The 25,409-nt window shown below is 62.1% G+C and carries 20 protein-coding genes; 8 read left to right on the forward strand and 12 right to left on the reverse strand.

Translation table 11 applies throughout. The features are described from left to right. Nucleotides 1–25 precede the first annotated feature (25 nt). The 5 genes from tagF to ACVC5H_RS04805 all read right to left on the reverse strand — a co-directional run bounded on the left by tagF (nucleotide 26) and on the right by ACVC5H_RS04805 (nucleotide 7,732). Complete coding sequence (tagF, locus tag ACVC5H_RS04785; protein WP_489621243.1) at nucleotides 26–1,012, reverse strand: type VI secretion system-associated protein TagF; 987 nt, start codon at nucleotides 1,010–1,012, stop codon at nucleotides 26–28. Further along, complete coding sequence (gene tssM, locus ACVC5H_RS04790) at nucleotides 1,009–4,851, reverse strand: type VI secretion system membrane subunit TssM (RefSeq protein WP_489621244.1); 3,843 nt, start codon at nucleotides 4,849–4,851, stop codon at nucleotides 1,009–1,011. The genes tagF and tssM overlap by 4 nt, the downstream gene beginning before the upstream one ends. A gap of 29 nt (nucleotides 4,852–4,880) precedes the next feature. Further along, nucleotides 4,881–6,497: a hypothetical protein gene (locus ACVC5H_RS04795; protein WP_489621245.1), complete on the reverse strand. Its 1,617-nt coding sequence runs from the start codon at nucleotides 6,495–6,497 to the stop codon at nucleotides 4,881–4,883. Between the two features lie 66 nt (nucleotides 6,498–6,563). Next, nucleotides 6,564–6,821, reverse strand: a complete 258-nt coding sequence (locus ACVC5H_RS04800) for a PAAR domain-containing protein (RefSeq protein ID WP_338716528.1) — start codon at nucleotides 6,819–6,821, stop codon at nucleotides 6,564–6,566. Between the two features lie 68 nt (nucleotides 6,822–6,889). Beyond that, entirely contained in the window at nucleotides 6,890–7,732 is an 843-nt protein-coding gene (locus ACVC5H_RS04805) for a M15 family metallopeptidase (RefSeq protein WP_489621246.1), read from the reverse strand. Between the two features lie 222 nt (nucleotides 7,733–7,954). On the opposite strand from ACVC5H_RS04805, the gene ACVC5H_RS04810 reads away from it, so the two are divergent. From ACVC5H_RS04810 to ACVC5H_RS04840, 7 genes are all read left to right on the forward strand, one after another. Further along, nucleotides 7,955–8,809, forward strand: coding sequence for a hypothetical protein (locus ACVC5H_RS04810; protein WP_489621247.1), 855 nt, complete (start codon nucleotides 7,955–7,957; stop codon nucleotides 8,807–8,809). Between the two features lie 78 nt (nucleotides 8,810–8,887). After that, entirely contained in the window at nucleotides 8,888–11,833 is a 2,946-nt protein-coding gene (locus ACVC5H_RS04815; RefSeq protein ID WP_489621248.1) for a type VI secretion system Vgr family protein, read from the forward strand. Further along, a complete protein-coding gene (locus ACVC5H_RS04820; RefSeq protein ID WP_489621249.1) occupies nucleotides 11,830–12,780 on the forward strand; it encodes a DUF4123 domain-containing protein in 951 nt (316 codons plus the stop codon). Before ACVC5H_RS04815 ends, ACVC5H_RS04820 begins: the two co-directional genes overlap by 4 nt. A gap of 47 nt (nucleotides 12,781–12,827) precedes the next feature. After that, nucleotides 12,828–13,073, forward strand: a complete 246-nt coding sequence (locus ACVC5H_RS04825; RefSeq protein ID WP_489621250.1) for a hypothetical protein — start codon at nucleotides 12,828–12,830, stop codon at nucleotides 13,071–13,073. A 17-nt stretch (nucleotides 13,074–13,090) separates the two neighbouring features. Continuing rightward, nucleotides 13,091–13,606 (forward strand): hypothetical protein, encoded by a 516-nt coding sequence (locus ACVC5H_RS04830; RefSeq protein WP_489621251.1) that lies wholly within the window; start codon nucleotides 13,091–13,093, stop codon nucleotides 13,604–13,606. A gap of 84 nt (nucleotides 13,607–13,690) precedes the next feature. Further along, nucleotides 13,691–14,476 (forward strand): DUF3304 domain-containing protein, encoded by a 786-nt coding sequence (locus tag ACVC5H_RS04835; protein WP_489621252.1) that lies wholly within the window; start codon nucleotides 13,691–13,693, stop codon nucleotides 14,474–14,476. Nucleotides 14,477–14,481: 5 nt separating this feature from the next. Continuing rightward, nucleotides 14,482–16,722 carry a T6SS phospholipase effector Tle1-like catalytic domain-containing protein gene (locus tag ACVC5H_RS04840; RefSeq protein ID WP_489621253.1) on the forward strand — a complete coding sequence of 747 codons (2,241 nt, stop codon included), beginning with the start codon at nucleotides 14,482–14,484 and terminating at the stop codon, nucleotides 16,720–16,722. Nucleotides 16,723–16,834: 112 nt separating this feature from the next. Here the strand turns inward: ACVC5H_RS04840 and ACVC5H_RS04845 are convergent, their stop codons facing one another. Continuing rightward, nucleotides 16,835–18,358 carry a methyl-accepting chemotaxis protein gene (locus ACVC5H_RS04845; protein ID WP_489621254.1) on the reverse strand — a complete coding sequence of 508 codons (1,524 nt, stop codon included), beginning with the start codon at nucleotides 18,356–18,358 and terminating at the stop codon, nucleotides 16,835–16,837. Nucleotides 18,359–18,645: 287 nt separating this feature from the next. Here ACVC5H_RS04845 and ACVC5H_RS04850 point away from each other — a divergent pair, with 287 nt between their 5' ends. Continuing rightward, on the forward strand, nucleotides 18,646–18,903 hold the full coding sequence (locus tag ACVC5H_RS04850; RefSeq protein ID WP_489621255.1) for a hypothetical protein: 258 nt from the start codon (nucleotides 18,646–18,648) through the stop codon (nucleotides 18,901–18,903). Between the two features lie 21 nt (nucleotides 18,904–18,924). Here ACVC5H_RS04850 and ACVC5H_RS04855 read toward each other — a convergent pair whose 3' ends face one another. Genes ACVC5H_RS04855 through ACVC5H_RS04880 form a run of 6 tightly spaced genes read right to left on the reverse strand, consistent with a single transcriptional unit; the run spans nucleotide 18,925 to nucleotide 25,365 of the window. After that, the gene (locus ACVC5H_RS04855) at nucleotides 18,925–19,410 is read right to left on the reverse strand and encodes a MarR family winged helix-turn-helix transcriptional regulator (RefSeq protein ID WP_489621256.1); all 486 of its coding nucleotides are present in this window, start codon (nucleotides 19,408–19,410) and stop codon (nucleotides 18,925–18,927) included. Next, nucleotides 19,388–21,163 (reverse strand): acyl-CoA dehydrogenase, encoded by a 1,776-nt coding sequence (locus tag ACVC5H_RS04860; protein WP_489621257.1) that lies wholly within the window; start codon nucleotides 21,161–21,163, stop codon nucleotides 19,388–19,390. Before ACVC5H_RS04860 ends, ACVC5H_RS04855 begins: the two co-directional genes overlap by 23 nt. A gap of 10 nt (nucleotides 21,164–21,173) precedes the next feature. Continuing rightward, nucleotides 21,174–21,725 carry a DUF3237 domain-containing protein gene (locus ACVC5H_RS04865; RefSeq protein WP_489621258.1) on the reverse strand — a complete coding sequence of 184 codons (552 nt, stop codon included), beginning with the start codon at nucleotides 21,723–21,725 and terminating at the stop codon, nucleotides 21,174–21,176. 57 nt (nucleotides 21,726–21,782) lie between these two features. Next, on the reverse strand, nucleotides 21,783–22,538 hold the full coding sequence (locus ACVC5H_RS04870) for an ABC transporter ATP-binding protein (protein WP_489621259.1): 756 nt from the start codon (nucleotides 22,536–22,538) through the stop codon (nucleotides 21,783–21,785). Next, nucleotides 22,535–24,328, reverse strand: a complete 1,794-nt coding sequence (locus ACVC5H_RS04875; protein WP_489621260.1) for a branched-chain amino acid ABC transporter ATP-binding protein/permease — start codon at nucleotides 24,326–24,328, stop codon at nucleotides 22,535–22,537. The genes ACVC5H_RS04870 and ACVC5H_RS04875 overlap by 4 nt, the downstream gene beginning before the upstream one ends. Then, the gene (locus ACVC5H_RS04880) at nucleotides 24,325–25,365 is read right to left on the reverse strand and encodes a branched-chain amino acid ABC transporter permease (protein ID WP_489621261.1); all 1,041 of its coding nucleotides are present in this window, start codon (nucleotides 25,363–25,365) and stop codon (nucleotides 24,325–24,327) included. Before ACVC5H_RS04880 ends, ACVC5H_RS04875 begins: the two co-directional genes overlap by 4 nt. Nucleotides 25,366–25,409: the final 44 nt, after the last annotated feature.

The raw sequence follows: 25,409 nt of genomic DNA on the forward strand, positions 1-25,409 counted from the left end.
GGGAAAGAATGTTCGTCTTCAAGGTTCAGGCTCCGATGAAAGCTTCGCGGAACGAGGCAATGGCCGAGGTCAGCGAGAGGTCGGGGTGGGCCAGGTAGCTGGAGAGTTTCTGGATGCCATAGTCGCCACCCACATGCTCTTCCACCCAGTCGGCATCCTCGAAGGGGATGTTGTGCTCGGCACCGGCCTGGGTATCCATTACCGAATGCAGCGTGCGCGGCGAGGCGCCCGAAAAACCGAGGAACATCGCTGGTCGCTCATCCAGCCGCGTCACAAACAGCGCCAGCTCGAAATCGGCACGCGTAAGGAATGGCGTGATCAGGTGCATCCAGAAACTCGCCACCAGACTGCGGTACATCGGGTCGCGCGGCAGCGGCAGGATCAGGTTCTTGTCGAGGCGGCTGGAGGTGCTGGCCATGACCGGTTGCAGCAGCAAGCCCAGGGCCAGCAGCAGCTGGCGCAGGTTGCCGGTGAAGCCGGCCTCGGCCAGCATCTGTTGCAGCGATCCGGTGGTCTGCAGTTCCAGGAAGTCGGCAAAGGCGGCATGGTAGCCGGCGCTGTTGATATCGAGCTCCAGCGTGGCCGAGGCCAGGGTCTGCAGCGGTTGGCCGGGATCGGGGGCGTTCAGCACGCCTTGGGTGAGCGACTCCAGGCGCGACCACAGACGCGAGAGGATCAGCGGACTGTTGCTCACGAAGGCGACCGGGTCCTCGATATCGAAGGCGCTCATCGCGATGAACGGGAAGCGCCGCTGCGACTGGTCGCCGCTGGCACGCAGGTGGCCCGCCACGGCGCGTCGGCTGCGCGGGCCCATGACCACGAAGTGCAGGGGCTTGACACCATCGTAGATGATCTTCCAGCGCGCATCGCGCGAAAGCAGCTCCATGGTCTGCGCCAGCCAGTTGTCCAGCAGCGTGATCAGGGCGGCATTGTCGGTGGCCTTGATGAAATCCCCTCGGGTCGGAATCTTGCCGAAATAGCCGATCTTGATGGGGGTGCCGGGTGCACTCATTGCTTAGCCCCTGTGGTGATGGATTGAGTTTGCGCTTGTACTTGCGGCGCCGGTGCGCCGGCCGGCGCGGGAACCGCTACCGGTACCGGTGCTTCCGGGGCACCGCCTGCGATGGTTTCGGGCAGCTTCAGGCCACGCAGGGCGGCCGTGCCGCGGGCAGCACCATTGCTGTTGCCGGAGACCTCGGCGCTGCTGATGATCTTCAGGTTCACCACCACCGTCACGCCCTCATTGGTCCACGACAGTTCGAAGGCACCGTTGTCCTTGCGCTTGCGCTGGGCGGTGTTGATCAGGCGTTCCAGGCCGAAGCGTCCGGGCTGGTTGGCCACTTCTACGGTTTTGCCGTCATAGGTCACGGCAGTCACCCTTGCGCCCGGTGAACCCTGCGGATTGGGCCAGACGAAGTTGGTCCATTGCGCCTGGGTGTTGCGGTAGCGCAGTTGCTGGCCATCGATCTCGATGGTGTATTCCAGCGCGCCCGGTGCCGGCTGGGGCTGGATCTGGAAGACGGTCTGTGCATCCGCAGTGCCGCCACCGCCTGCGCCAGCCCCGCCCGGAGTGCTGATCCAGTCGGCGAAACTGGTGGTGATGGCCGGCGACAGGGTGATGCCCATGTCGGCCCACTTGCGCGGTGACAGCGTGTCACCCCGGCGCACCACCAGCGGTCCCATGGCCGTGGTCACGAACTTGGAGATCGCGCCATTCTCGCCAAAGACGGTGCCGATCTCGCCACTGTTGGCCTCGATCTTGGAATTGGGCGAGAACGGATACTTGGCGGCCAGATTGTTCTGGAAGGGCTCGTATACCTGGGCACGCCAGATCTTGTTGACTTCGCCTTCGGTCGGACGCACCAGTGCATTGAAGCCTTGCACCAGCGGACGCACCAGCAGCGGCCGCAGGGTAGTCTTCTGCTGGTCGTTCAGGCCGGGCAGCATTTCCTCATCGACGAACTTGAGCGAATCCGACAGTTCCGACCCGTTGCCTTCCAGCGTTTGCTGCATCAGCTGCTTGGCGCCCGGGCCGGTGTCGCCCTGGTTCTTGATGGTGTTCAGGCGGGTGCGCAGCTTGGAGAGATTCTCCATGTAGCCGCGCATGAGCGAATTGCCCTTGTCCTTGCTCACCACCAGCCGTGCCACGCCCGCGAATTCCCGGCCCACCGGTCCCATCGGGATGGCGCTGCTGCCATCGGTATTCAACTGGGTCGGCACGGGTGCCGGGGAGCGGCGCAGGATGGTCTCCTTGAACCAGCCCATGAAACCCTTGCTGGCATTGGCAAGACCGGCGTCGACCAGCGACGGGTTATCCCACGAGGTCTCATCGTAGACCGTGTTGATCACCTTGTTGAGCGGCGAGGTCAGCGGATCGCCCAGGCGGTTCATCGCATTGGTGGCATCGTCCAGGTTGCGCAGTTCAACAATGCTCACGCCCTGCAGGAATTTCTGCCATTCGCGCGCATATTCGGTCTTGTACTGCGACACCAGGGCTTTCTGGATCTGCTCCGGACTGCCTTCCAGCGTCAGGTCATCCTTGGAGGAGGTCTTGAGCACCCAGTCGGCGCTTTGCAGTTCCTTGTTGGCGGCTTCCTTGAAGGCATCCTGCACGAACTTTTCCCAGGCGTCGCGGGTGAAGGTGCCGGGGATGGCGTAGCTGCCCATCACCAGTTCCTTGTCCTTGTCGCCGACGATGCGGGCTACGGTCATGGAGGCAAAGCGCGTCGCGGCGCGCGCCTTGACGTCCGCATACACCCGTTCACGCGCCGGCATGCCACGCACCACGCGGCGCAGGTTGTCGCGGGTCTGGTCGACCAGGGTCAGCTTGTTTTCCACGGTCGGCCAGGACGGATCATTGATCTGGTCCAGCGAGAAGCTGATAAGACGCTCGGCGCTGCGGATCATCTGCTCGCGCGGCATGGTGCCGCGATTGGTTTCCAGCCAGCCGCGCCAGAAGCGGGTGATCTGGTCGCTCAGGTGGCTCGATTCGGCACGCGACTTGTCGGCCAGCATCAGGTATGTCTTCAGGGCATTGTAGGCATCTTCCACGCTGGTGGCCGAGCTGTCCTTGTAGGTGCGCAGAGCATTGCCGGCCTGCGCGCCATTGTCGGCCACCGGCGTGGTGCTGCCGGATTGGGGCGGCTTGGACATCGGTTCCAGCTTGCCGGAATTGGCGTTGACTTCCATCAGGTAGGTTTCGATGTTGGAGGCCACCGGCTTCAACATGATTTCCCTGATGCCGGCAAAGTATTCCTCACGCAGCTTGCGTTCCAGCAGGTCGCCCTGATACAAGCCCAGACCCACCGAGATCGGGCGGCTCGAGCGATAGCGATCCAGTTGTTCGATGCGGTCCTGCAGGATCTCCAGCGCCTCGAAGCGCGATTGCAGGTCCAGGCGCTTTTCCTGCAGCTTGACGGCCTTGTCCATGTCGGCCTGGACATTGGCCACCAACTGGCGGTTGCCCATGTAGGACCAGCTCCATCCGCCCAGCAGCGCGCCCAGCACGGTCACGGCGGCGAAGAAGGTGACGTAGCGCATGCGGATCTTGTTGCGGCTGGTGTACTGCGCCACCAGTTGCTTGTCGGCGAAGATCACCTGCTTGAACAGGTTGTGCAGGAAGAAGCCGTGCTGGGAGAAGAGCTCGCGCTGCGGCTTGTGTTCCAGCGTCAGGCCGAAGCGGTCGGCGATGCGTTGCGAGGAGGCGCTGACGGTCGCGCCTTCCTGCAAGGCGCTGGTGAAATAGAAGCCGCGGAAGACCGGCTTGAACTGGAAGGGATTCTCTTCGAACAGCGTAGTCACGAAGGAGCGCAGCACGCCCTTGATGGAGGAGAACTCCAGCGGGAAGGTCAGCACCCCCGGCGCCAGGTTTTCGCCGCGCTTGACCGACATGTTGGCCAGGCTCATCTCCTTGAGGCCGGCATAGAGTTCATCGAAGCGCTCGTCGAAGAAATTGCTGACTTCCTGCCCGCTGCGCTTGCGGTCATAGGCCAGCGTGGCCCCCCAGACACGATCGCGTTCGCCGCGTTCGGTATCGAGGAAGAATTCATTGAAGCCGGTGATCAGGTCGGCCTTGGTGAAGACCACATAGACCGGCGCGAAGACTTCCAGCTTCTCGGTCAGCTCCTGCACGCGCTGCCGCAGGTTCTTGGCCAGATTGATGGCGAACTCGGGGCGGTTGCCGGTCAGCTCGGCGATGCTGACCGCAATGATGATGCCGTTGATCGGCGCCTGTTTGCGATAGCGCTTGAGCAGGCCCAGGAAGCTGAACCATTCATTTCGGTCTTCTTCGTACACCGAGTAGCGCCCGGCGGTATCGAGCAGGATGCCATCGGTAGTGAAGAACCAGTCACAATTGCGTGTACCCCCCACCCCATGGACGATCTTGCCGCCCTTGTCGGCGAAGGGGAACTGCAGGCCGGAGTTGGCGATGGCGGTACTCTTGCCGGCCGCAGGATTGCCGATGACCATGTACCACGGCAGTTCGTACAAGGCGGCGGCCCCCGACTTCTGCCCCAGCTTGGAGGTCTTGATGGTGTTGATGGCCTCCAGCATGCGCTGGCGCAAGGCCGCCACGTCGTCTCGGCGCGCACTGTCGCTGCTGGCGGGAGCCGGCTGGGCGGCTTGCTGCTCCAGCACGTTTTCCAGCTTGCCCGCTGCGCGCCGGGCTTTCCAGCGCTTGTAGAGCCAGAATGCCAGCCAGGCCAGCAACAGCAGGCCGAACAGGGCGGCGGCCCAGGTCAGCGCCACCTCCAGCTGGTCGGCACCGATGAAGAGGAAGGCGGCCAGGGCCGCGAAGCCCAGGAGGATGAGCACGCGCGTGTCGCTGAGGATATGCCAGAGTCGTTGCATGATGTGAGCGCTTTGGAGTGGAGTTCTTGTTATGGGGTCGCTGGAGCAGGTACCGGAGGTGCCGGGGATGCCGGGGATGCCGGGGATGCCGGGGATGCCGGGGATGCCGGGGATGCCGGGGATGCCGGGGATGCCGGGGATGCCGGGGGTGTGGCAGGATCGGATGCAGACGCAGCCGGCACCGGGATCGCCGGGGCACGGCTGAGGGCGACAACGGCGCGCTGGTGGGCGTCCTCGTTGCACACGCACAGGCTGGGTTCGCCGCTCTCGTTGGTGGCCGCGTGGGCCAGCACCAGGGCCGACAGCGCCGTGGCCAGGCCGGCCGAACCGCAAGTCGCCCCCAGCTTCACGCACTGGCTGCCCAGGTCCAGCTCGGGCAGTACGGCATAGCCCAGCTTCATGATTTCATCGGTGCGGCTGGCGCGATAGTCTCCATCGCTCACCAGCAAGCTCAGCTGTTCGGGGGCGATGGCGGCGTCGCGCAACGCTCCCTGCGCCAGCTGGATCAGCAGTTCGCCGTTAAGGCGGCGTGCCTGGTCGACCGATTGCTCATGGCGGCCCAGGCTGGCCCGGTGCAGCAGCACCGGATCGGCGGTACCCATGGCCAGTGCCTGTGTCGCATCGGCCAGGATCAGGCCGGCGGCGGCTTCGCCCGGTGATTTGCCGATGCTCTGCGCGCCTTGCAGCAATTGCTTGCCCTGCTGCCACGCCTGCACGATCTGCGGATCCAGGTTGGACTGGGCCGCAATGACCATGGCGACATAGGACGAGGCCAGATAAGGGGACGGCTGCTGGCTGCGCGCATCGCGGCTGGTGGCGATCAGCCGGTCCAGGTGCAGCAGGGGATGGACGTTTTCGCCGGCCGCGGGAAGCACATTGAGTTTTTCGGCAGGCCAGCCTTGTCGGCAGACCAGTTCGCCCAGCCAGCGCGCGGCCTGAAGGCGTTGCTCGCCGGCCCAGGTGGAGGGCAGCAGTACCAGCAGATGCAGATGGGGCAAGCCCACGGCGTCCTGCTGGTGGCGTGGGGCCTCCCGATATTCCTCCAGCAAGGGATGCCATTGCAGGCGGTCGCCCAGTTCGCGGGCAATATCGGCGGCCAGGGCCAGGCTGCGCCAATGGGCATCGTCAAGATACGCCGCGCCCTGGTCGGGGAAATGCTGCTCCTGCCAGGCCGTGAAGATTTGGCGCGTTTCTTCACCCTGCACATCGGCAATGCGCCCGGCGAGGATGGGCATGTCCTGATCGTTCACCAATTCGCTATCCAGCGGCAAGCGCAGGGATTGCGCCTTGAGTTGTTCGAGCAGGCTGCTGGCGTCAGCGCCGAAGGGCGAGCGCAAGGCGGTGGCGACGATGGCCAGCGTCCAGCGGCGTTCGGGGGGATGTCCGGGTTCGGCGGCAGCGGCGGCCGGGACAGGGGCGGCCGCCGCTGCGGCTGCCTTGGCTGCTGCGGCGGCCGCCAGGGTAGTCCTGGCCTTGGCCACGCCCCAGACCAGCAGCAGAAATGCAGCCGGCAGCACCAGCAGGTAGAGGATGACGTCACCGCCATCCGGCATGTGGTTGGCGCCGGACCAATAGGTGATGAACATCACCCAGGTGACCAAGAAAACTGCGACGGTCAACAGACCGCGCTTTATCCATGTGCTCATCAGCGTTCGCTTTCCGGATTTTTATTGTTGTGTGAGCCCTGCCCCTGTCGTGATGGTCTGCTCTGCTCAGAGCGTCGTGGTGGCCTGGCCGGCGATCAGCACCGCGCCGCATGCGGTCTTGTCGCCATCACGCGCCACCGGCGAACCATCCACCACCATGGTGGGGTCGCCGCTGACGATGCTGGTGGTGCCATGGCGCGGGCAACTCACCTTGTCGCCAATGCGCGCCACCAGTTTGTTGCCGACCAGGGTCTGGCCGGAGCCTTCGATGACGCTGCCGCCGTGCGAGGTCTTGTCTCCCAGGACGATGATCGGTTTGCTCATGGTGGTTCCCCTTGTATTTTTACGGTCTCTCTTTGTTCGGATCGCGATGAACGTCTCCGCGTAAAGCTTCACTGCTTCTTCATCACGCCCGGCATGCGATATTCGGTGTGGCCGAAATCCATCAGCTTCCAGCGGCCACCCCAGGTCAGTCCTACCGATTCGGCGACTTCGCCATAGAGGCGATAACCCTCCATGGCCCACGGATCCTTTTCGCTGATCACCAGCTTGCCGTTGCGGACAAACGCACAGTCGCCAGCCAGGCCATACTGGTGGTAGCTCTGGAAAGCTGCTGCGTTGGTGACGTTGCCACCCATCCCGGCCAGCATGTTCTGGCGCTCCGGACTGCGATAACCCTCGATGAGCGCCATCTCGTAGCCATGCTTTTCCTTCATGATCTTGAAGACCAGGAGCAGGCGTTGGGCGTATTCAGGATTGAGCAGTTGCCAGTTGCGGCTGGCATTGACCAGCATCGGACGGACCTGGACCACTTCTGCCGTCGTAAACATGTCCGGCGGCAAGGGCGGCGGTGGTACGAGTTGCTCGCCTTTCAAAAGTTCCGCGATTTGAGAATTGGTCACGCGCTGGGTGTCGTCGAATCCCTGCAGCATGGACTTCCCGCTTAACAGAAAAGCAATGACGGCGGGACCGATCAACAAGATAGCGATGGTTGACACGATTACGTAATTACCGCGCACGTAGTTCACACCCGCTGTCAGGGAACTCCGGACATTCGATGCGGTCCCTGCAATCACCTCATCGCCTCTTCTGTTCCAGCGTTCCCACCAGGACCGCAGACCGGAAAGCCGGGCGTGCAGGAAGCGTAGCGTCAGCACTCTGCCGGATGGAAACAGCAGCAGCCACATGGCAAAACCGGTGACCAGCAGATAGGCGGCAATGAGAAGGAACAACACGAAGAATCCCCTTTTTATTCTGGCCGGCGCTGGGAGGCTTTGAAGTGCGGACGCCGACACGTTTCTGGAATTGAGCCGGCTCACTGGCGAGTGATCGCGCGAGACTGGCAGGAAACGGAAAATCAATAAAAATCAAACAACTTGTTTCAAGTTGGATAACACAGGAGTACGGCCTTGCAGCCTCCGAACCAAGAGAAACCTGCGTCCAGAAGACCGAGCTTGATGCCTGCATCCGACACTTCGTCTGCGGATGAAGTTCGCATCCTCAATTCGATTTCGGATGGAAAGAACAATGCCCGCAGCAGTGCCCGCACCGGAGCGCGCAAGCCACGCCGCGTGCTGGCCATCGTCCTGCTGCTGTTGCTGGTGGCAGGCGGGGTCACGCTGGCGGCCCTGCGCATGAACAGTCATGACGGTGCAAGCGGCCCCGTGCAAGCGTCATCGGCGCCGCCCGTGCCTCCGCTGGCTTCGGCGGCACCTGCGGCCACGCCGGCGCCTGGTGCGGTCAGCGAGCCCGCTGCAGCGCCCGCCGATGCTGCCGTCATCAACGACACCAATGCGCCGGCCCCCGACGTTGCGCCCGCCCCCGCACCACGCGGGCCAGATCAACTGACCTCGGCGCTGGAAGAGGGCGTCAAGCCGCCACCGGCCACCCTGAGGAATGCGTTGGAAGCCAAGCCCGAGAAATCCGAGAAGCCCTCCAGGCAGAGCGCCCAGCACGATGAAAAAAAGAAGAAGAGCGCCAAGGCCGACAACCGCAATGACAGCGACGTCGATCTGATCAAGGCCCTGGTCGCCCGCTCTGGCGAGACCGACAAGAAGCCCCCCGCCAAGAGCGGCAATGGTGGCAACAGCGACGCCCCGCAGAAGCCCGTTCCACCCCAGGTCAGCGCCCCCAGACAGAAAGAGGCCCGCAACGTCGACGTGGTGGAACGCCGCAACGGCGAGAGCACGGCCTCGCTGCTGCAACGCTGCCATGCGCTGGGCTTCGTCGAAGGTGAATTCTGCCGCTGGCGTATCTGCTCGGGCCGCTGGGACAGCGATCCCGCCTGCAAGGTCGCCGATGCGAACAACTGAAGCGAGCCGCTTCACCCGGGCGCCTTATGGCGATCAATGATCTGAAACCTGTTCCTCATCCTGCACAACCGGTGACCGATGTCTGAGCTGCTGAACCAGCTGGTGCAATTCACCAGCGCGACCCGTCTCTATCGCCTTTCCCTGGGAGAGGGCGTAGCTTCCGGCGATTTGCTGGTGGAGGCCTTCGCCGCCTCCGAAGGCGTGCACGCGGTCGGCGTGCGCGAGGTGATCGCCCTGAGCCTGAATGCAAGCCTCTCGCTGAACGCCTTGATCGGCCAGAAGGCGAGTTTGGAGGTGAGCCTGGCCGACGGCAGCAGCACCAGTTTTTCCGGACTGGTCAACGAAGCCGCCAAGCTCGGCAGTGAAGGTGGCTTCGCGCGTTATCGGCTGCGCCTGGTGCCGTGGATCTGGCTGCTGAGCCAATCCCGCAACAGCCGCGTGTGGCAGGACAAGAGCGTCGTCGAGATCATCGAGGACGTCTTCGCGGGCTATGCCCCGCATGCTGGCTGGCACTGGTCCGACGAAGCGATGCCTTTCCTGCAGGATCTGGCGCCGCGCAGCTACACGGTGCAGTACCGCGAAAGCGATCTCGATTTCGTGAGCCGCCTGCTGGCTGCCGAGGGCTTGTCCTGGCGCGTGGAAGAGTCCGGCGAGGCCGCTGCCGGTCATCGCCTGGTCCTCTTTGCGGACTCTTCCCAGACCACCGCTTTCCCCGAGGATGCCAGCAGTGCCGCTAGCCTGGGCGGGCAAGGCATCCGCTTTCATGCCGGTGGCGCCCGCGAGCAGCAGGACAGCATTCAGACCCTGGCTGCGCGCCGCAGCTTGCAGCCTGCTTCCTTCACCTTGCTTTCCTACGACTACAAGAGCAAGCAGGCGGTCGCCACCAGCATGCCCACCCGCCACGAATTCGGCCACGAGGATGCGCCCCGCCTGGAAAGCTACGACAGCCCCGGTCTCTACGCCTATCGCAATGCCGCCGAGGCCGACCGCTACGCGCGCTTGCATCTGGAGGCCAGCGAGGCGCGCAACAAGCTGTGGCAGGCGCGCAGCACCGTACGCACGCTGCGTCCCGGCACCCGCTTCACACTGACCCAGGGCCCGCTGGGCCTGTCCGCTGCCACCGGCAAGCCGGTGGAGTATGCGGTGCTGTCGGTGGTGAGCGTGGGGGTGAACAATCTGCCCAAGGATGCCCAGGAAGGCCTGGCAGAACTGTTTGGCCCGCTGCCGCCGCTACTCGAAGAATGTATTGCTGCATGCCAGGCGCAGCAGCAGGGCGCGCAAGGCAGCTTGCGTCCGGATTCGTTACCGGCGAGCGATCCGGCCGGTATGGATGCGGTGATTGCGCAAGCGCGCAAGCTGGGTTACGCCAATACGTTCGAGGCGATTCGTGCCGATGTCGTATGGCGCCCGATCCTGGCTGACGGTACTGGCCTCTACCGCCACGCCGGCGCCACCGCCAGGGGCAGCCAGAGCGCCATCGTGGTCGGTCCCAACGGCGAAAGCACGGCCAACGGCGCCGATGAAATCCACTGCGACCACCTGGGCCGGGTGCGCATCCGATTCCATTGGCAGGGCCGCAACAACGACGCGGCCGCCACCTGCTGGGTGCGCGTGGCCCAGCGCGCCGCTGGTGGCGGCAATGGCATGCAGTTCCTGCCGCGTATTGGCCAGGAGGTGCTGGTGCAGTTCCTGGAAGATGACATCGATCGCCCCATCATCTTGGGTGCGCTCTATAACGGCCAGGGCGAAGGCGCATCTGCACCCACACCCGGTGGCGAGGCGTCCCAGAGCAGCGAGCAGGAGCGCGGCAAGGTCTTCACCAGCGCCACCGACCTGTCTGCCAGCGGACAGGGCAATCTGGCCGGTGGCAATGCACCGACCTGGCATGGCGGCAGTCAGGATGGCGACGGCCACCGCAACGCCGCTGCCCAATGGGGCATCCGCTCCAAGGAGTTTGGCGGCACCGGCTATAACCAGCTGCTCTTTGACGATACCGATGCCCAGGGGCGCATCCAGCTCAAGACTTCGCAGGCCGCCACCGAACTCAATCTCGGCCACCTGATTCACACGGCCGACAACTACCGGGGCAGCTTCCGCGGAACGGGAGCGGAACTGCGCACCGATGCCTATGGTGCGATTCGCGCGGGCAGCGGCATTTTGTTCTCCAGCTATCAGATCCAACATGGCGCCGCCAGCCGCGACCCGGCCGGTGACAATGCCGGCGGCCTTGCGCTGCTGAAGCAGGCCGCGCTGCTGGGCGAGACTTTCAACCAGGCCGCCGTCACTCACAAGACGGTCGCCATGGCCAGCCATGTCGGCCCGGCGCAGGCCAATGCCAGCGTCATCAACGACAGCGCCGCGCCGCTCCAGGCCATCCGCACGGCGGCTGCCGGCATGGTCGATAGTGTTCCCGACAAAAGCGGTGACGATGTGGCTGACGCCAATACGCAGCCGGGCGATGGCAAGCTACCGCAGAGCACCTCGGCCCTGATCGGCATCGCCGCGCGCGAAGGCCTGGGCGTGGTCGCTGGCCAGCACCTGCAACTGGCCAATGGCGAGACGGTGAGTCTGCTGTCGGGTCATGACAGCCAGCACGTCAGCGGCAACCAGCTGCGTGTGCGCAGCGGGCAGGCCTTGGGTGTGCTGGCCGGCGCGGTGGGGGCGGGCGAGGGTGGACAGGGTTTGCAGATGATTGCCGCGCAGCAGAATATCGATGTTCAGGCGCAAGGCGATACGCTGGCCATGCAGGCGCGCGATCAGTTGAGCGTGGTGAGTACCAATGCCAGTGTGGATTGGGCGGCGGCCAAGAAGATATCGCTGTCGACGGCGGGTGGGGCCAACATCACCATCGATGGCGGCAATATCATCGTGCAGTGTCCGGGGAAGTTGACCATTCATGCGGGGCAGAAGGTGTTTGAGGGACCGGTACAGCAGCAGGTGCCGATGCCGGTGTTGCCCAATAGCGTTTGCAAGGAATGCATCCTCGCGGCGATGAAGCAGGGTGCGCCGGGAGTACTGGTATGACCGATCACGCCTGCCAACCCCTGCTGGACTGGCTTCATGCGCCCGCGCAAGCGCCACTGCACCGTTTTGCCCTGCTTGACAGCGCGCCGGTGGAGGGCGCATTCCGTCAGCGTCCCCTGCAGGGTGTGCGTCATGCTTCATTGTTCGAAGGACGGAGAGAAGCCATCCTTCCCGAAATCGCCCCCTTGCTGATCGATCTGGACTCCGTGCAGGACGGTGCGTTGCAGCGTCTGTGTGAATGGCTCTGGTCAATGGGCCTTGAGCATCCCTGCCTGTCCTGGGTGGCATCACCCTTGCCGCTTGATGCGCTGGCAGCTCATTTGCGGCTGTTCCATACCGTGGATCTGAGCGAGGGCCAAACCATGCTGTTGCGCTGGTACGATACCCGCATCCTTCCGCAATGGCTTGCCTGCCTCACGCCAGAGCAACACACGCAGTTCTGTGCCCCGCTGGCGAACCTGTCCTGCCTGGACCGCACGGCGCGTGTGCAGACATTTATCCAGGACCGCCTGGTAGACCGCATGGAGCCCCTGTCCGAACCTGCATTGGGCCGATCATTGGTGCAACTCGATGACCATCAGTTTGCGCAACTGATGCATGCCTCGCAGGTCGATACCCTGATCAATCGTCTGCAGTTGCTGATTGCCCCCGAGCTCGCGCGCGTGGCGCGCGGACGGCTGGCAACGTTCATGCAGGCACATGTCGACCAGCTCTGCGCTGTGGGGATAGACGATACCGAGCGCCAGATCCAGTGCCTCTTGCCCGCCTTGTACACCGCGGGTGCCGCCTGGCGGCATCCTGCCTTCGCCTCCTTGCTGCAAGACCCGCCGGCCGGATTCAGTGCCTTCGCTGCGTCCATTCAGGGGCTGCCGGATGATATCTATGCGACCGATCTTCCCTTGTGGGAGAAGGAAGATGCTGCTGGCAGGCAGGATGCAGCGGCATGAGTGGCGGCGCGTTGCAGTGCTGCCCGCGGCTGGCAAAGGTCTGTGCCATGGATGCGAAGAAGATCGTAGTAATAGCGAAACTTGCTGTTGGTGCGATGCTGGTAGTGCTGGCGGGATGTGATGGATTTTCTTCCGAACCGACCTATAGTGGCTTGAGCCTGGAAGCCTTTAATTACATGCCTTATAACCTGGACCGCTTTGTGATTAAGGACAAATACGGGAACCGAGCCTCGGGCGGGGGGATTTGCCTCCAGGTTCCGGTGAAGGGCGGTTGTCATGCTGCTATGGATTGAAGGGGACTGAGTTCGAAGTGGAATGGAAGGCATATGATGCAGACATCGCTTCGCGTGACCTTTATGCGCCGATCAAAAAAATTAGGTCGACTACCAAGGTAAATATTCCGCCGACAAAGATAGAAGGGGGCTCAGGCACCAGGATTCTGGGGTTGCATTTTTATCCTGATGGTCATATTGAGCCAGAGTTTCGGTCGGATCTCGGAGGGTCTCGGTTTAATTATGGCGCCATCAACTATCAAATCGTGACCAAATACGGACAGCGGATTAACCCGGGCGAACAGCTTAACTCCGCTGAAGTATTTAGACGGACCGCAAGATTGGCGGGACAGGGCTGGATTAAATATCGTCTGATAGATGATGCAGACTTGGAGCAGTATGTGTATTTCACTCTGTTGGTGAAAAATAATTTTGATGAATATCCGCAGGTGAAGAAAATCTTGCAAGAGACACAGGGAAAGCCAGGCGCTTTTGCGACGGCGATGAAACAATTACCCGCTTCGGCTATTGCCGAGATACGCCAGATCCCCTAACGGAAACTGGGAGGTGAGGCGGATAGATCATGAAAGTTTCTGCTGAAACGGCGTGAACAGGAAATTGAGATAACAGGAGATCGGATGAAAAAAAATGGCGGCGCCTTGCTCAGTGCAATTGCGATGATATTGGCGTTGGGGGGATGTGATGGGATTTCTTCCGAACCGACCTATAGTGGCTTGAGTCTGGAGGCGTTCAACTACACGCCTTACAACCTGTCCAGATTTGTTATTACCGACAATTATGGAAATCAGGCGAGCGGCGGCGGAGATTTGATGCCTGGGTCTGGTGCGGGCAGGCTTAGCTGTTGCTATCAATTGCAAGGCACAGAATTTAGCGTTGAGTGGAAGATGTATGACGCAGATGTCGCCTCCAAGGATCTCTACAAACCAATTCAATACATTAGTTTCAAGGAAGATATTCATATTCCTCCGACTAAGTTGGAAAGTGACGCCGGCACCAGAATATTAGGATTACATTTTTACCCAGATGCTCATGTCGAGCCTGAATTCAGGAGTGATTTGGGAGGTTCTCGGATCAGTTACCGAACCGTTCATCGAACTCTTCTGGAGCAGTATGGAAAAAAAATTGATCCGGCCGGAAAACTGAATGAAGCAGAATTGTTCAGGCGGACGGCACGTATTGCCAGTGAAGCGTGGAAAAAGTATCGCCTTACGGATAGTGAGGATTTGGTGCAGTTTGTTAGGTTCTATTTATTGGTTAACCCCGACTTTGATCGATTCCCGCAGGTGCAGAAAATTCTAAAAGAGACACAGGGAAAACCGGGGGATTTCGGCAAAGAGATGAAGAGTCTTCCAGAGACTCTTGTAAATGACTTTAGGATTTTTTCTTTCAATGGCAAGGAGTAGCACCCATGACTAGCATTACCGGAGAAAGAGATGCTTCCCAAATAAGTCAGGAAGACCGTTCACCGCCGAACCTTGCTGTAAAAATGGCAGGCGCGAGGGTCGAGCAGAAAGAGGCAGAGAAACTTACTTGCCAAGCTGATATACACGTCGGATTCTTTTTTGATGGCTTTGGCAGAAATCGAGATATGGATGATCCCCAGACGTCCCGTTATTCGAATATCTGCCGCCTGTGGGAAGCGCACAGAGATAATGAAGATACTCGTCGGCCAGACAATCAGTTCTGGTACAGTTTCTATTACTCAGGATTGGGGACACCTCTCAACAAGGACGCAGCTAACCGTGATCTCGTTCGCGCCGTTACCAAGATTGCGAAGAATGCGGGTGGCGTCGCCCTGTCTGCGGCGAGCAAGATCACCGGCTATGATCACGTGGAAAAGTCGGTAAAGACAGTAACAGGTGTTACTGATCCGATGAAGCTGGGCGGCAAGGTATTGAAGGACTCGTTGACTGAGATGTCTTTTCGTCCAGTGGTCAAGGCATACAAGGACGTGATCAAGGAAACCAAGGCTTTACCCGGTAATGTGCGGCGAATGCTGAGCATGGCCAGCGGTGATCGTTGGGTTATGCGTGGCAAGGCATCATTGCGCGGCTTCCTGTACGACCTCAAGAAAAATCCCCTTAAAGCCAGTTGGTCTGCCGCCAAGGTGTTGATGGCCGATGTGGTGGCCGATTCCATTCCCATGGTGCGCGACAGTGCCGCCAGCGCCGGTCTCTTTGGAACAGGCGTTGATGTAAGGCTCGGTGCCGCCTTGGACCAGTTCAAGGCCGCCTACGCGGATGCCAAGGGCAAGATTTCCAAGGTTCAGCGTATGCAGGTCAGTGTCTTTGGTGCCGACCGGGGATGTGTCATCGCTCGTGCGTTCGTCAATGAACTGGCTCGGATCTACAAGCGCGCCAACGAACAGGACTTGGCTATTGAAGGCAGCCTGATCGAAATCAAGTTCGTCGGATTGCTGGATAGCGTCGCTTCGATCATGGAGGAAAACAAACTCATCGGTTTTCTGCCATTGGTCGGTGTGATCAAGCAAAACTATGGCGATCGTGCTTTGGATATACCGCCTGCTGTACGGCGTTGCGTACATTTCGCGGCGGCTCATGAATTACGTTTCTATCAGCGCCTCGATAGCTTGGAAAAAACTCGCGGAGAACAGTTTCTTTATCCGGGTACCAGCGAAGACGTTACAGGCGGTTCCCCGGATGGAACGCTTAACTTTCGTGGGGAATTGCAACGAGTTCCTCTCCGGGACATGCTGCATGAGGCTCTGATTTCTGGCGTCATGATGGACCGCATGGAGGATCTTGCGATTTATAAGACTCAGACATTTCAAAAATTCTCACTGGCTGCTCCCATCGTCGACGACAAATCCAGCTACCACATGATGGAACTGGTCAACGCCTATCGCGCCGTCGTTCCGCGCACGCCAGGCCTGGATTTTCTCAAGCACATGAGCGTCTTCATTTCCTGGCTGGCGGTGCGCTACCAGTCCAAGGAATTCCGCGAATCCGTGACTACGCATGCAGACGCAGTGCGCGCTGCCCAGGATCAACGGCGCCAACGGCGTGAACGTGCGGAGAAGGCGTTCGCAGAGGCGCGCCGCACGGCCTCGACCGACCGCGAAGGCTATGGCCGCGCCATGGCAGAGCTGTTCGCGGCTCAGGATGATGAAACCCGGAACATGCCAAATACCATTTTGGAAGTGCATCGCCCCTTTGTCAGTGTCTGGGAGCGCCTGGACAAGGAGGCCCAGGAAGTCGTACAGCAACGGGCCCGCTATCAGAAACAGCAGGACGACGAACCGGAACGGAAGATGAAGTGGCAGAAGTACGTTGACGAGCACCCGACCGCTTTCATGGATCGCGCCGGCCAGAAGCCCACCTACCAACCAGCACGTCCTCTCATGACGCCCGAGCAGATCACGCTGGCCGATGCCTGGATCAATGCCGCCAATGGCAAGAGCCCGCTACCCGACAAGGTGATGGCCCTGTTCGACCTGTTGGTCCATGACACCATGCTTACCAGCTGGCACGACCATGTGCTGTCGGCGACTTTGTATTTCCAGACACGCTCCGTCGATACTTTCGGCAAGACCGACGCCAAGAAAGAAGAAGAGACTCGCAAGAGCGACGACATCAATGCCGCAGCGGTCCGCCGGCTGCAGGCCGATGCTCTTGTTGCACCCAACTGACCGGATGCGCTGGTAAGCATCACGTTTGCGCGGGTCCGGTTTTCAAACAGTGCGCATGGATTGCGTTGGAATTACGACCAGATATCGTCAAAGGCGGCGAGACAGTCCCCCCTCACGCCATCCTCCCCACCCCCAGCCGAAACACGCTCACCGACTCCGCCAGCCTGCGTGCCTGTTCCTTGAGTGCTTCCGTGGCGGCGGCCGCTTCTTCCACCAGCGCCGCATTCTGCTGGGTCACCGTATCCATCTGCGCAATCGCCTGGTTGACCTGCTCGATGCCGGCTTCCTGTTCGCCGCTGGCGGCCGAGATCTCGCTCATGATCTGCGTCACGTTGCGCACGCTCACCACCAGCTCTTCGATGGTCGTCCCGGCATTCTTGACCAGCTGGCTGCCGGCTTCCACCTTCTCCACCGATTTGCCGATCAGGTCCTTGATCTCCTTGGCCGCCGTCGCCGAGCGCTGTGCCAGGCTGCGCACTTCCGAGGCGACTACCGCAAAGCCGCGCCCCTGTTCGCCCGCGCGTGCGGCTTCCACCGCCGCATTCAAGGCCAGGATGTTGGTCTGGAAGGCAATGCCGTCGATCACGCTGATGATGTCGGCAATCTCGCGCGCAGCGGCTTGGATCTCGTCCATGGTGCTGACCACATCGGAGACCACCAGCCCGCTGCGCGACGCGACTTCCGAGGCCGAGCCCGCCATGGCGTTGGCCTGGCGCGCATGGTCGGCATTGCGGCGCACGGTGGAGGTGATCTGTTCCATCGCCGCAGCCGTTTCTTCCAGCGAGCTGGCCTGCTGTTCGGTACGCGCCGACAGGTCCAGGTTGCCGCCGGCGATCTGGGTCGAGGCGGTGACGATGGTATCGCTGCCGGTGCGCACACCACCGACTACCCGCTGCAGACTGGTGTTCATCTCCTTCAGGGCCTGCAGCAACTCGCCGGCTTCGTCCTTGCGCGTGACCACGATACGGCTGCTGAGGTCGCCGGTGGCCACCGTCTTGGCGACGGTGACGGCTTCATGCAAGGGGCGGGTGATGGAACGGGTGGCCAGCACGGCCAATGCCGTCGCGAGCAGCACCACGACCGCACCGACGCCGAGTTCGACGGACTGCCCGCTGTGGATGGCACTGGAGATTTCCTGGCCGGTGCCATTGGCGTTCTCATGGGCAATCTCCAGCAGTCCCGCAAAGCCTGCGCCCAACGCCTTGTCAGCACCGGCAATGGCAGCATCGACCTCGGCCACCGACGCGCCAGCCGCTTTCATCGATTGGGCCTTGGCCAGCGCTTCACGGTATTGGCGTTCGCCCGAGCGAATCTTCTCCAGAAGCTCTTCTTCCTTGGGCTGCTCAATGCCCAGCTTGCGGTACTCGGCCGTCAGGCGCGCGATCTCATCCATATCGGCCAGGAAGCGTTTGTCATAGTCCTTGCCGCGTATCACGTAATCCTTGAAGTCATGCACACCGTCGCCCAGCTTGATATAGCCCTGGGTGGCGTAAGCCTGTTTGCTCAGCACCGTGCCGTAAAAGACGGTCCAATGGCGCCCGATCTGGGTCAGTGTCAGGAGGGAAGCTGCAATGAGCACGCAGGCCAGCAACGTGACAAGCAGAAAGGAGCCGCCGAGGCGGGTGCCGATTTTCATGCATGTTCCTTCATTATTGTTTATATGATTTAGCAATTTTGAAGGCAGTCGGCCGATGCGAAAGCGCAAGGAAAGAGGTGAAAAACAGTGCAACTCATCATTTGTCATACCACTTAATTGCCGAAAAGAAAGATTCGCGACGGAATTCTTTCACCCAGTGAAAAAGAGCATTGCGGCAGTCCAAGTTTTTCTCATGAACGAGGATCTATAAAATTCTTGCATGGGAATGAAGCATCGTTAAGAGATACGCATCACGCTGCATCCGCTTGCATTCCAGGGAGCAGAACATGAACACCACTTTCACCCACCAACTCGCCCTGATCGCCGCGCTGTCGCTGACCAGCCTGGCCGCGCAGGCCGTCTACGCCGACGACGGCGCCAGCACGGCCACGGCAAAGGCCGCGTCCGCCGCTACCACCAGCACCGCATCGGCCACCCAGGCCGGCCAGACCGGCCTCACGCGCGCCCAGGTCCTGGAAGACCTCAAGCAATACCAGCGCGCGCACGCCAATCCCAGCTACGCCGAGCTGGTCTTCCTGCGTTGATTGTTTGTGATAGTGAACCGGCTACTGCGGCAGGAACATCTTCTGCAACAAGCCGATGAGCTGGGCGCGCTCGGCGTCCGACAGCATCTCGGTGGCCTTGAGTTCCAGTTCGATGGCAGTCTGTTCGGCCTTGGTACACATGCGCATGCCGGCCGTGGTCAGGGCCAGCACCTGTGAGCGGCGGTCCTGGGGATTGCGCTGGCGCATGACCAGGCCGCGCTGCTCCAGCTTGTCCAGCAAGGTGGCCAGGTTGGGCGGGGAGACGTTGATGGCCTTGGACAGGCGCTTCTGGTTGATGTAGGGATTGGCCTTCAACAGGCTCAACACCGTGAAGTCCACCGGTCGCAGTTCGAACTTGGCCATGCGCTTTTCAAACAGCGGCATGATGGTGATGTAGGCGCGGCGGCAGTTGTAGCCGACCAGGCTCAACAGCAGTTGCTGGTCCAGCGCCTCGCTTTGCGCAGCATCGTCGTCGGAATCGAAATCAGCCGGCTTCTTGGGCAGCATGGTGGTCCAGGTCGGTGGGAAGAGGCGGCAGCCCGGTCGCCAGGCAGCCTTCGATCACGCTGGACAGCTGGTGGACTTCCGCAAACACAAAGGCGAAATAATAGCACGCAGCATCCTGCTTGCCGCCATACCAGGCGGGGTCCGAGGCCATGGCCGACACCGCCCGCCGTCCGGCGCGCAGCCACATCCAGCCCAGGGCCACATGGCCGGTCAGGCGCAGCATCTCATCGGCCACGTAGTAGGGCAGAGCGGGCGACTGCACCGCAGCCGCAGCGAGGCGAGCGGCAAATCCCCTTAATTTGTCCACAGCGTTGGCCAGCAATCGGGCCTGATCCGCAAACGAAGACGCATCATCGGCATCTGCCCTCACCAGCGCGAGGAAATCGTCCAGCCTCTTCCCTTCATCGCCCAGTACCTTGCGCATCAGGAAGTCGATCGCCTGGATCTCGTTGGTTCCCTCGTAGATCATGGTGATGCGAGCGTCGCGCATGAATTGTTCAATGCCCGTCTCGACCACGTAGCCGTGTCCCCCGAAGACTTGCAGCGCGCGGCTGGCACACTGGAATCCCTGATCGGTGAGGAAGGCCTTGATGACCGGCGTGATGAATTCCAATCGCTCATGATGGCGGCGGCGCATCGCCGCCTCCGTATCATGCTCGGCCAGGTCCAGCAGCAGGCCAGCCCAGCAGGTCAGCAGGCGCGCTCCCTCGATGCGGCAGCGCTGCTCCATCAACAGCTTCTGCACCGCCGGATGGCGCACGATCAGATCGGTCGCCGACGAGCCCGGTGCACGCGACTGGCGGCGCTCCCGCGCATAGGCGCTGGCGCGCTGGTACGCGGCCTCGGCCAGTCCCAGTCCCTGTGCGCCCACGTGCAGGCGCGCGGCATTCATCATCACGAACATGGCGGCCAGTCCGCGTCCCGGTTCGCCCACCATCCACGCCTGCGCCTGTTCGAAATGCAGGCTGCAGGTGGCGCTGCCATGGAGTCCCATCTTGTGTTCGATACCGGTGCAGTGCACGCCATTGCGGCCGCCATCGGCCATCACGCGCGGCGCCAGGAACAGCGACAGGCCACGGCTGCCCGGCAGCGCATCGGGAAGACGCGCCAGCACCAGGTGCACGATGTTGTCGGTCAGGTCGTGTTCGCCACCGGAGATGAAGATCTTGTCGCCGGTGAGACGATAGCTGCCATCCTCCTGCGGCAGGGCGCGCGTACGCAGCTGGCCCAGGTCGCTACCGGCCTGGGCTTCGGTCAGGCACATCGTGGCCAGCCATTGGCCGCTGGCGATCTTCTCCAGATAGCGCGCATGCAGCTCGGGCGAGCCATGTGCGGCCAGGCAGGCATAGGCGCCATGCAGCAGGCCGGGATACATGGTCCAGCCGTGATTGGCTGCGCTCAGCATTTCATAGAGCGCACAATCGAGCACGTGCGGCAAGCCCTGCCCGCCATGCTCGGGCGCACAGGCCAGTGCCGGCCAGCCGCCGTCGCAGTATTGCCGGTAGGCCTGGGCAAATCCGGTTGGCGTGGTGACCGTTCCATGATTGAAACGGCAGCCCTCCTGATCGCCGATACCGTTCAATGGCGCCACCACATCGGCAGCGAAGCGTCCGGCTTCTTCCAGCACCTGCATCATCAGTTCGCCATCGAGCTCGGCATGGGCCGGCAGGGCGCGCAAGACCTGCGGTGCCTGCAGCACTTCATCGAGCACGAAGCCGAAGTCGCGCAGGGGTGGGGCGTAATGCATCGTCATTCTCCGCGTCTCAGTTCAGCAGGTAGGCGTCATACACCACCGCATTGCCCAGCCGCATGGCATAGCCTACGCCCATGGCACGGTTGAGCCAGTCATATTTCCTGGAGGCCGTTTCGAAGTTCATGAACAGCCGGAAGGTATAGCGCGAGGGATCGACCGGCTTGCCCTTGGCCACCTCGGCCATCACCTCCGGCGGCCCGTAGCGCACGCCGCGGGTTTGCAGGTAGACCAGCTCGCCATCGTCGAGCTTGAGCAGGTAGCGCGTATCGATGATGGCCAGCCCGTCGGCGGTCACGGTCTGCCAGTCGGCACCGTTGTTGAGGATCTCGCCATTGATCAGCGGTCCCTTGAAGCTGCCGCCGGTGATGGGGATGATGCGTCGGCGGCCCAGGTCGGAGGTCTTGCCCAGTTCCCAGACCGGTGCCACCAGGTCCACCGAGAAGCGCGCCAGGAAGGCCAGCTTGGGTTGCGGGGGGACCAGCGTGGTGTTGTCGGCATCACTGGCCGCGTGGGCCTGGAAGCTCAGGGTCAGTGCAGCCAGCAGCAGCAACAGCTTTTTCATGGTCGTCTCCTCGTGTCATGTTTTTTTGTCATACCGTGGTGCAGAAAACGTCAGGGCTCAGGAAACCGCCACCACCTCGGCTTCCGCCTTCTTGCCGAATCCCAGATAGGCCTGGATCACCTGCGGATCGCCCGCCAGTTTCTCCGACTCGCCTTGCATGGTGACCTTGCCCAGTTCCAGCACGTAGCCATAGTCGGCCGTCTGCAAGGCCGCGCGCGCATTCTGTTCCACCAGCAGTACCGAGATGCCGGCCGTGCGCAGTTCGGAAACGATGTGCAGGATTTCCTTGACGATGCGCGGTGCCAGCCCGAGGCTGGGTTCATCGAGCATCAGCAGTTCCGGCTTGGCCATCATGGCACGCCCGATGGCCAGCATCTGGCGCTCGCCGCCCGAGAGCGTGCCGGCCTGCTGGGTGCGGCGCTCCTTCAAGCGCGGGAACAGGTCGAATACCGTCGCCAGCTGGTCCAGCGGCTGGGCCTGCCGCAGCCGCAGGCGGCGGAATCCGCCCAGCAGCAGGTTGTCTTCCACGCTCATGCTGGAAAACAGTTCGCGCCGCTCCGGCACCAGGGCGATACCGGCCATCACGCGCTGTTCCAGGCTCCAGCGTTCCACCGGCTGCCCCTGGTAGCGCACCGACCCCTGTGCCGGCAGCACGCCCATGATGGCATTGAGCAGTGTGGACTTGCCCGCGCCATTGGGGCCGATCACGGTAGCGATGCTGCCGCGTTCGAGCTTGAGATGGATGTCGTGCAGCGCCTGCACCTTGCCATAGCTTGCGCGCAGCTGCGCGACGTCGAGGACCAGTTCGCTCATTCGATTCCACCCAGGTAGGCTTCGATCACGGCAGGATGCCGGCAGATCTCTTGTGGCGTGCCTTCGGCGATCTTGGCGCCGAATTCCATCACCACGATGTGGTCGGTCAGTTCCATGACGAATTCCATGTCATGTTCCACCAGCAGGATGCTCATGCCATCGGCGCGCAGTTCCTGCAGCACCTTGGAGAGCGCCTGCTTTTCCAGATGGCGCAAACCGGCGGCCGGCTCGTCCAGCAACAGCAGCAGCGGATCGCAACACAGCGCGCGGGCGATCTCCAGGATGCGTTGCTGGCCCAGCGCCAGGTTGCCGGCCTGTTCGTGCATCAGGTGGTGCAGGCCGACACGATGCAGGGCGCGTGCCGCTTCGTCCAGCAGCGCCTTCTCTTCGGCGCGTTCCAGATGCAGCATGGCATTGACCGTATTGCGCAGGAAGCCTTGCTGGCTGCGCATGTGCGCGCCCAGCGCCACGTTCTCCAGTACCGTCATGCCCGGCAGCAGCCGCACGTGCTGGAAAGTGCGGGCGATACCGAGCCGTGCGATGGCCCGTGCCGGCAGCCCCGCGACGTCGCGGCCGTTGAAACTGACACGCCCGCCGCTGGCATGCAGCAGGCCGGTGACCAGGTTGAAGGTAGTGGACTTGCCCGCGCCATTGGGACCAATCAGGCCGACGATCTCGCCCGCCTTCACGTTGAAGGACACGTCATTGACCGCCACCAGCCCGCCGAAGCGCTTGTTGATCTGGTCCACCTGCAGCAGCGGCGCACCGCGCGCCGGGCCATTGCGCTTGTCCATCGTTGCCGCGCCGGCCACGCGTAGCGGTGCCAGGGCGGCCGGGAAGGCACGCAGCCACAGCGCGCGTACCCACGGCCACAGTCCGCCGCGTGCGTATTTCAGCAGCAGGATCAGGATCAGGCCGAAGACGATGCTTTCATAACTGCCGCCATCGCCCAGCAGCGCCGGCAGCAGTACCTGCAACTGGTCCGACAGCAGTTTCAATACGCCCGCACCCAGCAGCGCACCCCAGATATGGGCGATGCCGCCGACCACCACGATGAACAGATACTCGATGCCCATGGACAGGCTGAAGGGCGAAGGATTGACGGTGCGCTGCATGTGCGCGAACAGCCATCCCGAGACCGAGGCCAGCAGCGCGGCAAAGACGAAGATGAGAATCTTGTAGCGCCCCGTATCCACCCCCATGGCCTCGGCCATCGAGCGGCCGCCCTTGAGGGCGCGGATGGCCCGGCCGGCGCGTGAATCCAGCAGGTTCAGCGAGACCCAGGCAGCGGCCAGTACGATGGCCCAGATCAGGTAATACAGGTGGCGCTCCTTGGCCAGGTCCACCCCCGCCAGCTGCAGCGCGGGAATGCCGGAGATGCCGTCATACTTGCCCAGCCAGTCCACCTTGCCGAACAGGAAGTACAGGCTGATGCCCCAGGCGATGGTGGCCAGCGGCAGGTAGTGGCCCGACATGCGCAGCGTGATGCGGCCCAGCACATAGGCTGACACGCCCGTGATGAGCAAGCCCAGCGGCAGCGTCAGCCAGGGCGACACGCCATGCACCGTGGTGAGATAGGAGGTGGTGTAGGCACCCATGCCGACGAAGGCTGCCTGGCCGAAGGAGGTCATGCCGCCGATGCCGGTCAGCAGCACCAGCCCGATGGCCACCAGCGCATACAGCCCGATGTAGTTGGCCTGGATCACCCAGAACTGTGGCGTGGGCAGCACCGGGAACAGGGCCAGCACCACCAGCAGGGCACAGAGGGGAAGTCGTTTGTTCATGGTCATTCCTCGTCCTCGTCATGCGCCGGTGTGACCAGCGAACGCCAGAGCAGAATCGGCAGCAGCGCCAGAAATACGATCACCTCCTTGAAGTCGCTGGCCCAGAAGGAACTGAAGGATTCCAGCAGGCCCACCAGCAGCGCGCCTCCTGCGGCTGCGGGGAAGCTTGCCAGCGCGCCGATGGTGGCGGCGACGAAACCCTTCAGGCCGATCAGGAAACCCGAGTCATAAAAAATGGTGCTCATCGGACCGATCAAGACGCCCGACAGAGCACCGATAAACGCTGCGACGGCAAAGGACAATTTGCCAGCCAGCGTCGTGGAGATTCCCATCAGCCGCGCCCCCAGGCGGTTCACCGCCGTAGCGCGCAGCGCCTTGCCATACAGCGTGCGTCCGGAGAACAGCCACAGCGCCACCAGCAGCGCGGCTGCGGCCACCACCACCACCACGGTCTGGGCACTGAGCGTCAATGAAGCCAGGCTCCAGCGCTCATCCCAGAAGGCTGGCGTACGGAAGCCCTCGGCGCCGAAGAACACCAGCCCCAGTCCGGTCATGGCCAGGTGGATACCGACCGAGACGATCAGCAGTTGCAGCACGCTGGCATCGGCCATCGATTCATAGACCACCTGATACATCAGCGGCCCGATTGCGGTAATGAGCAGTAGCGTCAGCAGCACCTGCACCGGCAATGCGAACTGCTGGGGCGCGGCCCACCAGACCAGTGCGGCAATGGCGACGGGTATGCCCAGCGTACCCAGCAGCGCACGCGGCAACAGCGCGGCCTGGCCGGCGCGCAGCAGCGAGGCGGCCTGCATGCCGGCCGCACACACGGCCAGCACCAGCAGCAGCCACAGCGGGCCGGGACGCTGGCCTTGTTGCAGCATGGCCAGGGTGAGCGCGCCATAGGCGACGAATTCCCCCTGCGGAATGAAGAGGATGCGGGTGACCGTAAAGACCAGCACCAGTGCAATGGCGATCAGGCCATAGACGATGCCGTTGGTCAGGCCATCCAGGGTCAGGATGGCGGCGATGGAGGAGTCCATGGATCGGCGACGAAGCGAAAGACATCAAGCAGGAAATCGGCGGC

The organism is Herbaspirillum sp. Her3, assembly GCF_057961275.1.

Coding starts and splice junctions, on each gene's coding strand:
- tagF (WP_489621243.1), bottom strand. CDS start 1,012: ATGAGTGCACCCGGCACCCCCATCAAGATCGGCTATTTCGGCAAGATT.
- tssM (WP_489621244.1), bottom strand. CDS start 4,851: ATGCAACGACTCTGGCATATCCTCAGCGACACGCGCGTGCTCATCCTC.
- ACVC5H_RS04795 (WP_489621245.1), bottom strand. CDS start 6,497: ATGAGCACATGGATAAAGCGCGGTCTGTTGACCGTCGCAGTTTTCTTG.
- ACVC5H_RS04800 (WP_338716528.1), bottom strand. CDS start 6,821: ATGAGCAAACCGATCATCGTCCTGGGAGACAAGACCTCGCACGGCGGC.
- ACVC5H_RS04810 (WP_489621247.1), top strand. CDS start 7,955: ATGCCTGCATCCGACACTTCGTCTGCGGATGAAGTTCGCATCCTCAAT.
- ACVC5H_RS04815 (WP_489621248.1), top strand. CDS start 8,888: ATGTCTGAGCTGCTGAACCAGCTGGTGCAATTCACCAGCGCGACCCGT.
- ACVC5H_RS04820 (WP_489621249.1), top strand. CDS start 11,830: ATGACCGATCACGCCTGCCAACCCCTGCTGGACTGGCTTCATGCGCCC.
- ACVC5H_RS04825 (WP_489621250.1), top strand. CDS start 12,828: ATGGATGCGAAGAAGATCGTAGTAATAGCGAAACTTGCTGTTGGTGCG.
- ACVC5H_RS04835 (WP_489621252.1), top strand. CDS start 13,691: ATGAAAAAAAATGGCGGCGCCTTGCTCAGTGCAATTGCGATGATATTG.
- ACVC5H_RS04840 (WP_489621253.1), top strand. CDS start 14,482: ATGACTAGCATTACCGGAGAAAGAGATGCTTCCCAAATAAGTCAGGAA.
- ACVC5H_RS04845 (WP_489621254.1), bottom strand. CDS start 18,358: ATGAAAATCGGCACCCGCCTCGGCGGCTCCTTTCTGCTTGTCACGTTG.
- ACVC5H_RS04850 (WP_489621255.1), top strand. CDS start 18,646: ATGAACACCACTTTCACCCACCAACTCGCCCTGATCGCCGCGCTGTCG.
- ACVC5H_RS04855 (WP_489621256.1), bottom strand. CDS start 19,410: ATGCTGCCCAAGAAGCCGGCTGATTTCGATTCCGACGACGATGCTGCG.
- ACVC5H_RS04860 (WP_489621257.1), bottom strand. CDS start 21,163: ATGACGATGCATTACGCCCCACCCCTGCGCGACTTCGGCTTCGTGCTC.
- ACVC5H_RS04865 (WP_489621258.1), bottom strand. CDS start 21,725: ATGAAAAAGCTGTTGCTGCTGCTGGCTGCACTGACCCTGAGCTTCCAG.
- ACVC5H_RS04870 (WP_489621259.1), bottom strand. CDS start 22,538: ATGAGCGAACTGGTCCTCGACGTCGCGCAGCTGCGCGCAAGCTATGGC.
- ACVC5H_RS04875 (WP_489621260.1), bottom strand. CDS start 24,328: ATGACCATGAACAAACGACTTCCCCTCTGTGCCCTGCTGGTGGTGCTG.
- ACVC5H_RS04880 (WP_489621261.1), bottom strand. CDS start 25,365: ATGGACTCCTCCATCGCCGCCATCCTGACCCTGGATGGCCTGACCAAC.